At 49.7% G+C, this 10,790-nt stretch carries 6 protein-coding genes; all 6 read left to right on the top strand.

Features of this window, described 5'->3' with window-relative positions; translation table 11 throughout:
* A partial coding sequence (locus ACWB0I_RS08595; RefSeq protein WP_479387645.1) for a T9SS type A sorting domain-containing protein occupies positions 1–952 on the top strand: 952 nt, incomplete at its 5' end.
* 280 nt (positions 953–1,232) lie between these two features.
* The gene (locus ACWB0I_RS08590; RefSeq protein ID WP_479387644.1) at positions 1,233–3,923 is read left to right on the top strand and encodes a TonB-dependent receptor; all 2,691 of its coding nucleotides are present in this window, start codon (positions 1,233–1,235) and stop codon (positions 3,921–3,923) included.
* A 50-nt stretch (positions 3,924–3,973) separates the two neighbouring features.
* Entirely contained in the window at positions 3,974–4,864 is an 891-nt protein-coding gene (locus ACWB0I_RS08585; protein ID WP_479387643.1) for a hypothetical protein, read from the top strand.
* Between the two features lie 6 nt (positions 4,865–4,870).
* The gene (locus tag ACWB0I_RS08580) at positions 4,871–7,198 is read left to right on the top strand and encodes a fibronectin type III domain-containing protein (protein ID WP_479387642.1); all 2,328 of its coding nucleotides are present in this window, start codon (positions 4,871–4,873) and stop codon (positions 7,196–7,198) included.
* A gap of 109 nt (positions 7,199–7,307) precedes the next feature.
* The gene (locus ACWB0I_RS08575) at positions 7,308–8,330 is read left to right on the top strand and encodes a PorV/PorQ family protein (protein WP_479387641.1); all 1,023 of its coding nucleotides are present in this window, start codon (positions 7,308–7,310) and stop codon (positions 8,328–8,330) included.
* A gap of 204 nt (positions 8,331–8,534) precedes the next feature.
* On the top strand, positions 8,535–10,790 hold a 2,256-nt coding region (locus ACWB0I_RS08570), incomplete at its 3' end, for a LamG-like jellyroll fold domain-containing protein (protein ID WP_479387640.1).

Below are 10,790 nucleotides of genomic sequence, written 5' to 3'. Positions count from 1 at the left end.
GGAAGAGATTTACATTGAGCTATTGATGGGCAAGGACGCTACGGGCACCGTCTGGTTCGACAACATCATGTGCGGTCTGGCCGAAGGTTGGGCCATGGGCGTTTTTAATGGCGATGCCGAAACGCCGATGGGCTGGATGAACTGGACTTCCAGCGATAAGATCGGTTATGCCAATGTGGTGGAAGGTGTCGCGCACAGCGGCAATTATTCGGTTAAATTAGAAGAAAATGACAATGAAGACGATGAAATGGTCTTCTATTCGCAACCACAGCCAGCCGAGGCCGGCAAGTGGTACATGATCAGCGCCTGGGTTAAAAATGAAGGCATCAATACCGATACCGTCTGGTATCCGACGAATGTGATGCCTGAGCGCGAGATCGATCGAATTGCCATTAATTTCTTCTACCACAAAGCGCCTATCGAGACCGACTGGAATCTGGTTGGCGGGGATCAGTTCTTCTATGTGGATCAACGCACCGGGAAAGAAAATCTTGACTGGACTCTGTATTCCGTTCTGTCTCAGGCTCCGGAAGAGGCAGCCGGTGTTAGTATGCGTGCACGATACAATCCTTTTGCCACAGGTGTGACCTACTGGGATGATTTCTCCATCCAGGAAGTGATACCGTTGACTGTGGATATCGAAGACCCTTCACATACCCTACCGGTGATTGCCACGGATTACAGTTTATCCAACAACTATCCCAATCCGTTCAACCCGACTACGGTAATTGAGTACACTGTACCTAAAGCCGGTAAGGTAACCATTGCCATTTACGATGTGTTGGGACGCAAAGTGCGCACCCTGGTTAATCAAAACCTGATGCCAGGCACCTACACAGCCATGTGGGATGGAACCAATGATGCTGGTCAAAGAGTGACATCGGGTGTTTATTTTTATCAGCTTAATGCTGAAAATGCAGTGATTACCAAAAAGATGACCTTTATGAAATAACAATGGAACCGGAGCGGGGCTTGATGGAATGCTCTGCTCCGGTTTTTTTATTAACCAGGAACCGATATTGCCCATGTTTTGCAGAGTTTAAACAGTGAAGTAGCACGCTGGGTGAAAGACTCTGCGTAGTCATCTGGTAAAAGGTTCCTTCAAATTGTAACGACTCGAGTGTGAAAAGTCCTGAGCCATTCTACAAAGGTTCAGAAAAAAGAAAAACAGAAAGCGGAATCGACTTTCTGAAAAATGAACATCGCAAGTCATCCATTTCATGGAGGTTTAAATGCGTTCCCTCCTGAAATTTGTTTCAATCATGTTGTGCCTGTTGAGCGCGGTACAGTTCATTCAGGCTGGAACAACGGGGAAAATTGTAGGTCGGGTGACCGACGCCTCAACGGGCGAGGGGCTGCCCGGCGTAAATGTCTTTCTGGAAAATACCACCTTTGGTGCGGCCACGGATATGGACGGCAATTACATGATTATCGGTATTCCGCCGGGAACTTACACATTGGTGGCTTCTTATGTCAGCTATCGGGAAGTACGCGTTACCGGTGTTCAAGTAAATATCGATAAGACACGGCGCGTCGATGTAAAACTGGAACCGGCCACGCTTGAGCTGGAAGAAGCAATTGTAGTCGAAGCCGAACGGCCCCTGTTTCGTAAAGATTTAACTTCTACGGAATCGTCCATTGGCAAAGAGACCATCGAAGCTCTGCCTGTCGAAGATTTAAACGAGGTGATCAATCTGCAGGCTGGAGTGGTAAACGGACACTTTCGGGGCGGTCGCGTCGGCGAAGTCATGTACATGATCAACGGCATTCCGATGAACGACGTCTATTCAGGCACCTATGCTCTGGAAGTCGAAAATAATTCCATTCAGGAATTGAATGTCATTAGCGGTACCTTTAATGCCGAATATGGTCAGGCTATGTCCGGCGTAGTTAATGTAGTGACCAAAGAAGGGGGCAGTAAGCCGGAGTTTAATCTTTCCGTCTATTCCGGGGGCTACCTGACCGGTCATGATGACATTTTCTGGCAGAAAGATTTCAATCCGCTTTACGACGTCCAGTTCACAGCCGGAGGACCATTTCCGTTTACTTCCAATAAATTGCGTTTCTTTGCCAGTGGCCGGTGGAACAAAGACCCAGGCTACATTTACGGTCGCAAGGTCTTTTTACCCACCGATCACACAACGGATTTTTTGTTAAAAGATGTACCCGAAGAGCGCCAGTTTATGAGCCATGGTAAACTCTATCCGTTTTCTGAAGAATTAGCCAGGAAGCTGATTGACGAGGCCCAGGCCGTGTCCATGAATCGTGCTGAACGCTACAGCGGAAACCTGAAGCTGACTTACCAGCTCACCAATGTAGATAAACTCAATCTGGAAACCATGTATCAGCGCCGTCTCTGGCGTCAGTACGACCATCGTTTCCGCCTCAATCCGGATGGGGATTACCGTTACCAGCAATGGGCGGTGAATACATCACTCACCTGGAATCATGTGTTTAGCAACCGCACTTTTATGGATGTTTATTTTTCCTATTTTTACACCAATTACAAACAACATGTTTACAAAGATCCTTACGATCCGCGCTATGTGGTCAAGGAGCGCTTGCAGGACACAGGCGCCAATGCTTTTGTCAGCGGCGGACAGCAGATGTGGCATTTTGATCGTTCCACTTTAACGCACCTTTTTAAAAGCGATTTAACCAGCCAGGTCAATTACCATCATCAAATCAAATTTGGGGTAGAAGCCAAGCGCCACCGTTTATGGTTGCATGAATTTGAAGTCTTACCGGATCAGGAAAATCGGATTGCTCCGCTGACCAGCTTTCAGAACAATAAGTACGTACACTATCCGCTCGAATTTTCCAGTTACATTCAGGATAAAATGGAATACGAGGATCTGATCATCAATGCCGGTCTGCGCTTTGATTATTTCGATCCGGATGGGGAAGTGCCCACGGATTTTTTGGATCCTGGGAAGTCGCCCAGGGAAAAAGCCCAAAGAAGCATGCAGTTCAGCCCGCGTCTGGGATTAGCCTATCCCATCTCGGCCAAAGGGGCCATTCACGTTTCGTACGGACATTTTTTCCAGACGCCCAACTATTTTTATCTGTACACCAATCCGGAATTTGATATTGATCCGTTGCAATCTTCAGTGGCGCCGCCGCCGCAATCCTTAAAAAACACCATTGGTAATGCCAATTTAAAGCCGCAAAAAACCACCATTTATGAGATCGGATTCCAGCAACAATTAGGAGAGCTTTACGGTTTATCGATGACCGTTTATTTTAAAGATATCCGTAATTTGCTGGGTACACAGGTCTTTCAAACTCTGGAAGGCATTCGTTACGGACGCTACATCAATCGCGATTACGGGTTTGTACGGGGGTTTACACTGGACATGGAAAAACGCTATTCTTCCGGTTTTGCGCTGAACATCGACTACACCTTTCAGGTGGCCAAAGGAAATGCCTCCGATCCGAATAACGCCTTTTTAGATGCTCAGGCGAACAAAGAGACGGTTAAACAATTGGTGCCGCTGGATTGGGATCGCCGGCATCAGATTAATGCTGCCTTACAACTGGGAACACCTGCGGTGGTAATGGCCAGCGTCATTGCCCGCTATGGTACAGGCATGCCCTACACACAGGCTTCGCGCATTGTTCAGCCGCTGGTAGAAAACGGCGGCCGCAAACCCGATGAATTTAATGTGGACGTCTATCTCAATAAGCAATTTAGCGTCGGGAAGTTCAAGTATGCTTTTTTTGTAAAAGTTTACAATTTGCTGGATCGCTTGAATGAATTACAGGTTTTTCAGGATACGGGCCGCGCCACCTATTCTACCGAGCCGCTCTACGTTGGCGGATTGCGGCCGCGTGGTTTAAATACACTGGAAGACTACTACATTCATCCTGATTTCTATTCAGCGCCGCGGCGCGTCCAGTTAGGTGTGCAGATTAGTTATTAAATACAGTCATCTTTGCTTCAATTAAAGTAAAATGAGGGGCAGATGCCGCTATGTTTAGAACAAGTTTGATGTTGATTGTACTATTCATTTTGAACACGGCTTTAATGGCGCAACGTAAACCAGATCCCAATGTGGGCGATACGCGCTTGCGTCGTACGGGCATTATGGATGGAAATTTGGTGCGTACCATTTTTATCAACTGGGGCGAAATTGCCCACTGGCCCGATTCTCCATCCGGCGAATGGCCCAAGGGGACCGGACATCAATATGTGGATGGTGTGGCGCTGGTTGTTCAGGCGCGCACCATTGATGAACAGGGCAATGTCATTTATCCTCTGGAAACCCAGTACCGTGAATTTGTGGATCGGGGGCCGCAAAACCAATTGTGGGGCTGGGGTCCGCTGCCCGGCTATTTTAATCCCAAGGGAACCACCCCGGCCATGAGCAACAATCCGCAATCCTGGCCCAGCTTCTGGCCGGATAAAGCCGATGAAGGCGGATGGGTAAATCCCAACGAAATTCCCAATGATTTTGACGATGATGGCAATGGCCTGGTGGATGACATCGTTTACTGGAATGGTTTTTTTGGCAAGGGCGTTTTTAATGCCGATCTGGAAACCTATTTTGTATTTGACGATGATCCTGATGAAGAATGGAATTTCTATCCTGACCCGGGGGACAAAACGCGGCGCGGGCTAGGCCTGGAAGTGGCTGCCCGCTATTTTCAGTGGTCGCAGGTGCTGGCTGAAGATGTGATCTTTGCCGTCTATTTTATTACCAACGAAGGCAAGACAACCTACGACAGCACCTATTACTGTTTTTACATCGATTGGGGCATTGGCGGAACCGATGACTCCTCGGATGACACCGGCGATTACAATACCTTGCTGGATATTGCCTGGGCCTGGGATGGCGACGGATTTGGCACGCCCAACAACTAGTACCCGGTGGGCGTTGCCGGTTTTGCCTTTCTGGAAAGTCCGGGCATTTACGATGATGACAAAGATAACGATGAAGACGGCCTGATTGATGAAGACCGTTTGTCCAAAGGACCGGGAGAGTGGCTGGATACCTATCCCTATGGCATTGACGACCCTGAGCAGTTTGAAAAATACTTTAAACGCCCGCCCAGACCGCACTGGTCTAACGACGAAGATGCAGACTGGGATGGCTTTACAGATGTCAACGGCAACGGCGTTTGGGATCCGAAAGAGCCTTTAAACGACGATGTAGGTAAAGACGGCCTTGGACCTTACAATTTTGGTTATCCCGGCCCGGACGAGGGCGAAGGCGACGGCCTGCCCACCCCCGGCGAACCGGATTTTGATTACCTGGACAAAGACGAAGCCGATCAGATTGGTTTAACCGGTTTCCGGATTTTTCCGGTCCATACCTATGAATTGTGGAATGAGAAACAGGATTGGGAGGTCTTTAAATCCGCACCGCCGCCACACAGTCAGGAAGTTACGGCCAATCTGGGTATGTTCTTTTCATCCGGGCCGTTTCCATTGAAAGCAGGCGACACGCAAAATTATTCCATGGCCTTGCTCTTTGGCGAAAACGCCCAGGACCTGGTGCTGACCAAAAATACCATCCAGCAAATTTACAATGCAGATTACCGTTTTGCCAAACCGCCGGAAAAACCAAAAATTTTGGCTGCCGTGCCCGGTGACCACAAAGTGACCCTCATCTGGGATACGCGCGCCGAACAATCCTGGGATCCCTTTTTACAGGAATATGACTTTGAAGGCTACCGCATCTATCGGAGTACAGAACCGCAATTCCTGGAATCGCGGTTGATCACCGATGCTTACGGGCGCCCTACGTTCGGCAAGCCCATTGCCCAGTTTGATTTGAAAAACGGCATTCAGGGCTTGCATCCCATCGATGTGCAGGGCGCGCATTTCGATCTGGGAAACGACAGCGGATTGCGTCATTACTACATTGACACCGACGTAAAGAACGGGCAAACCTATTACTACGCTATTGTCAGTTACGATCATGGATTGGTCGATACCAGCGCCACCGGAGAACTGGCCGGCATTCCGCCGTCGGAATGCACCAGCAAAATTGATGTGGATGTTGCAGGCAATGTGACACTGGATATTAACACCGCTGTGGTGACCCCGGGAGTGCCGCCTGCCGGAACGATTGAGGCTTCGGTGGATGGTGATATTCAGCGCGAAACCATCGGCACAGGACCTTTTGAGATCGAGTTTGTGATTCCGGATTCCGTTAAAGACGGCCATGAGTATGCCGTGGAATTTGGCGATACGACCTATCTGCACGATCATGGCAATCCCTTTTATGTAGTTTACGATATCACCAATGGTCAGCGCATTCAATTAACGGATACCATCTGGATTGATGAAACTTCCCGTTCGCCTTTGATTGACGGCATTGTGCTCAATATTGCCAACGATCAGGTGGAACTCGACCAGGAACGTTCAGGCTGGATTGAAGGTCACACCACCTATCGCTGGCGCGTTAATCTGGACAAGCGTTTTTCGGGCAACAATCTGAACATGAATTATCCGGCCGACTACGAAATACTCTTTTCAGACGCCATCATTGATACGGCCGAAAACCGCCTCGGCTACCCGCCCTATCAGCCCTGTAAATTCCGCATCACCAATGTAACAGAAGGTATTAACGCCCATTTTCAATTTCTGGAATATTACGAAAAGGATTCCACGCTCAGCCCCTATTACGAATGGCAAAATGCCGATTCCATCGAGAGCGCCATGATCTGGGTCGATGATCCCAGTCCGGACAATCCGTACAAGATGCGTACAACCTGGCGCTTCTATTTTGAAGCCGATGGAGGAGCGGATGAAAATGTTCCGCCTCAGCCTGGCGATCGCTTTTTGTTGGCCACTAAAAAACCGTTCCGCACTGGTGATCGGATTGTCTTTAAAGTAAAAGGCAAAGGCTACGATCCGCAAAAGGCTAAATCCGATCTGGAAAAGATTGCCGTGGTGCCCAATCCCTATCTGGCCGCCGCAGCCTGGGAGCCCAAAACAGCCTTCAGAACGGGGCGCGGAGAACGACGCATTTATTTCATTAATCTTCCTGCGCAATGCACCATTCGCATTTACACGGTACGCGGTTATCTGGTGGATACCATTGAACATCGCGGAAATAGCGAAACCGGTCAGGAGGCCTGGAATCTGCTTTCCAAAGACGGCCAGGAAATAGCCTACGGTGTTTACATCTATCATGTAGAGGCGCCGGGCATTGGAGAAAAGACCGGAAAGTTTGCGGTCATTAAATAAAAGTTGAATGGTTGAATCGTTGCTGTCCAAAAATTTGCACGGCTCTTTTCATTTAACCATTCAAGCAATCGAAGATAAATTTAAAATCTGAAAAAACAGGGTGAGTGCCATGAAACGAATAACAATTGTACTGGCTCTTTTGCTAACCAGCACATTGCTTTACGGGCAATATTCTAAAGATGTGAGTAATGTAGGCACAACAGCTGCTCCGTTTTTAGAAATAGGCGTAGGAGCCCGGGCTATCGGCATGGGCGGCGCTTTTGTGGCCACGGCCAATGACGTGAGTGCCATGTACTGGAATCCGGCCGGCATTGCCCACTTGCCGAGCATGCAGGCGATTTTTGTGCACACCGACTGGCTGGTGGACATCACCTTTGATTACGCCGGAATGGTCTTCCCCCTCGGTCAGTACGGAACGTTCGGCTTAAATTTAACCGCTCTAAACATGGGCGAGATGAAAGTACGCACCATTGACCATCCCGAGGGCACGGGCGAATATTTCGACGCGCGCGATCTGGCGCTCGGCCTGGCTTATGGGCTCAAAATAACCAATCGATTTGCTCTGGGTTGCAATGTAAAGTACATTTCGCAAACCATCTGGAAAGAACATGCCAACGGTTTTGCTCTGGATATTGGCACTCTGTACGAAACGCCCTGGAGAGGATTGCGCATCGGCGCGGCGCTGACCAACTTTGGAACCGATATGCGCATGGATGGCAACGATCTGTTGGTCTATCACGATGTGGACCCTTACCAGCTGGGGAATAACGATCGTATTTTTGCCGAGCTAAAAACCGACGCCTGGCCTTTGCCTCTGAATTTTCAGCTGGGCCTGGCCTACGATGCTTTGACTTCCGAACAGCATCAAATCACCCTGGAAGTCGATGCCCTGCACCCCATTGACAACACCGAAAGCCTGAACCTGGGAATGGAGTACCGGTTGCTGGGTAAGTATTTTTTGCGCGCCGGTTATCGGAACCTGTTTTTAAAAGATTCCGAAGAAGGGGTTACAGTGGGAGGCGGCATCCATCTTCCGTTGATGGGTAACATCAAAGGCGGATTCGATTATGCCTTTGCCGATTTCGGACGATTACAGAACACGCATCGTTTTACCATCTTGTTAACTTTTTAATGAGATGGGGCCTTAACGGCGTTCAACATGCCTGGCATGGCGCAGATGCGCGGGCGCGTGCCGGGTAGATTTTGCTACGCTAAAACGCATGAATTTTTAATAGACTTCAGGTCGGAAAATTTTTGACGTAAATGTCGGTTGGGATAGAGTTAGACCAAGGGATCAATGTTTTAACCTTTTTACAGAGGATTGGCTGGAGCATCCATGTTGAATCGGAACATAACATCTGTTTTAATGCTTTTACTCTGCTGGCCTGCTTTACTATTTACCCGGTCCATCCAGATTACTGTGAGTCGCGTTGAGCTCATGCCCAATCTCCCTCAGCCCTACCACATGCGGAACTGGCGTCAGGTGGCTGTTAAGTACGATTCCCTTGTGTTTAATCCGGATTTAGAAGGCCAATATCTTCCGCTGATTGAAGTGAGGGCCAATGGCCTTAATTACCCTCAACTGGGAAATTTTGTCATGCCCAGTTATGTGGGCAGCGCCAGCCCCTGGGCAGGCGAGGCCATTAATCAAATAGCTGCGGTTGTGGGCGCCACCCTGGTGGGCGTGGATAAACGCAATCAATTCGGCCACAACTGGCTGGCTTTGTGTCAAGATTTCTTCAATACACTGCCGCAGGAAAATGTTTACTTGAATAATTTTCAGGGCCAGAGTGGGAATGACTGGTGGTACGATACCATGCCCAATGTTTTTTATTTCCAGTTGACAACGTTGTACCCGTCATCCGATTTTACTTATTTTGAAGAACAGTTCTATTCGGTAGCAGATCGTTGGTTCGAAGCCCTGCAAAGGATGGGCGGAAAGACCGCTCCCTGGCAGGTTCCTGATTTTAATCATCGGGCCTGGAAACTATCGACCATGGAAGCCAATGACCAGGGCGTAAAAGAACCGGAAGCAGCCGGCGCTCTGGGCTGGCTGATGTATCAGGCCTATTTGCGTTCTAAAGAGCAAAAATATCTGATTGGCGCCGAGTGGTGCATGGAGTTTCTGGATCAGTGGGCAACCAATCCTGCTTACGAATTGCAATTGCCTTATGGGGTGTACACGGCGGCCCGAATGAATGCCGAATTACACACGGACTACGATGTCGAGAAACTGGTAAACTGGTGTTTTGATCCGCAGGGCAATGTGCGCGGCTGGGGCGTAACTGTTGGCAGCTGGGGCGGCTACGATTGTTCCGGCCTGGTGGGCGAAGTGGTTGGCGATGATTACGCCTTTGCCATGAACACTTTTGAAATGATTGGCGCACTGGCGCCCATGGTGCGCTATGACGAACGATTTGCCAGGGCGATTGGCAAATGGCTGCTTAATGCAGCCAATTCAGCCCGCTTTTTTTATCATCCTTTTTTAACGGATGAAAATCAGGACAGTGAGGCCTGGGCCAAAATTTACGATCCGTGGGGCGTCATCGCCTACGAAGCGGTGCGCGAGGTGGACTGGTACTCCAATCGCAGTCCCTATGCCACGGGCGACGCGCTGCGCCACGGCTGGGCGGCAACCAATCTGGCTTTGTATGGAGCTTCCCATGTGGGTCTTTTAGGCGCTATTGTGGATACGACCGATGTGCGTGGCATCCTGAAATTAAATGTCAGCCAGACCGATTTTGGACCAGGATTCAGAGACGAAAGCGCTCCGCATTATGTTTTACTGTACAATCCTTACACGGTGGACACGACCGTTACGATCGAGGTGGGGCATAATCCAACCGATGTTTATGATTGCATTGGCAATCAGACAATGCTGGAAGCGGTCAGCGGGCAGGTGAGCCTACTTATTCCTGCCGATGAAGCGCTGTTAATCACCTTTCTGGAGCATGGAGCACCGCGTTTATTTAAAGATGGTGTTTTGTATGTCAACGGCCAGGCCATCGATTTTCACACGGACCACCTTCCAGAAAATCGGGCCCCGCGCATTAAAGCGCTGGCCGCTGAGCACAAATCAGTTTCCATCGGAGGTCAAAGCAAAATTTACTGTACGGCCGTGGATCCCGATGGCGATTCTTTACAATACTTGTGGCAGGCGGAGGCGGGAGTTTTAACCGGCAGCGGGCCGGTGGTTGACTGGCAGGCGCCGGCTGAAGGGGGCAGCGTTGCCATCCGCTGTAAGGTGATGGATGGGGGGCTGCTGGCCGATTCGGCTGAGACAAGTGTTGCGGTGATTGTCAATCAGCCGCCCACGATTCGTAAGATGGGCGTGCAGCCGAAGGTTGCCCTGCCGGGGGAGACGGTCTCTTTCTTTTGCCAGGCAGAGGATGCCGACGGCGACAGCCTGATGTACGCCTGGTGGATTAAAGCAGGCGATACCCTGAGCCGAAAAGCAAACTGGCCGTGGCAGGTGCCGGACACTGCGGGGTACATCTGGATGCACTGTAAGGTACGGGACGCAAAACAGGCTGAAGTTCAGGACAGCGTTGGTCTCAGCATTGGAAAGCTGGTCATCCATTACAATTTTGAA

The sequence above is a fragment of the Caldithrix sp. genome (assembly GCF_056497305.1).
This window is presented reverse-complemented; position numbering and strand designations above follow the sequence as displayed.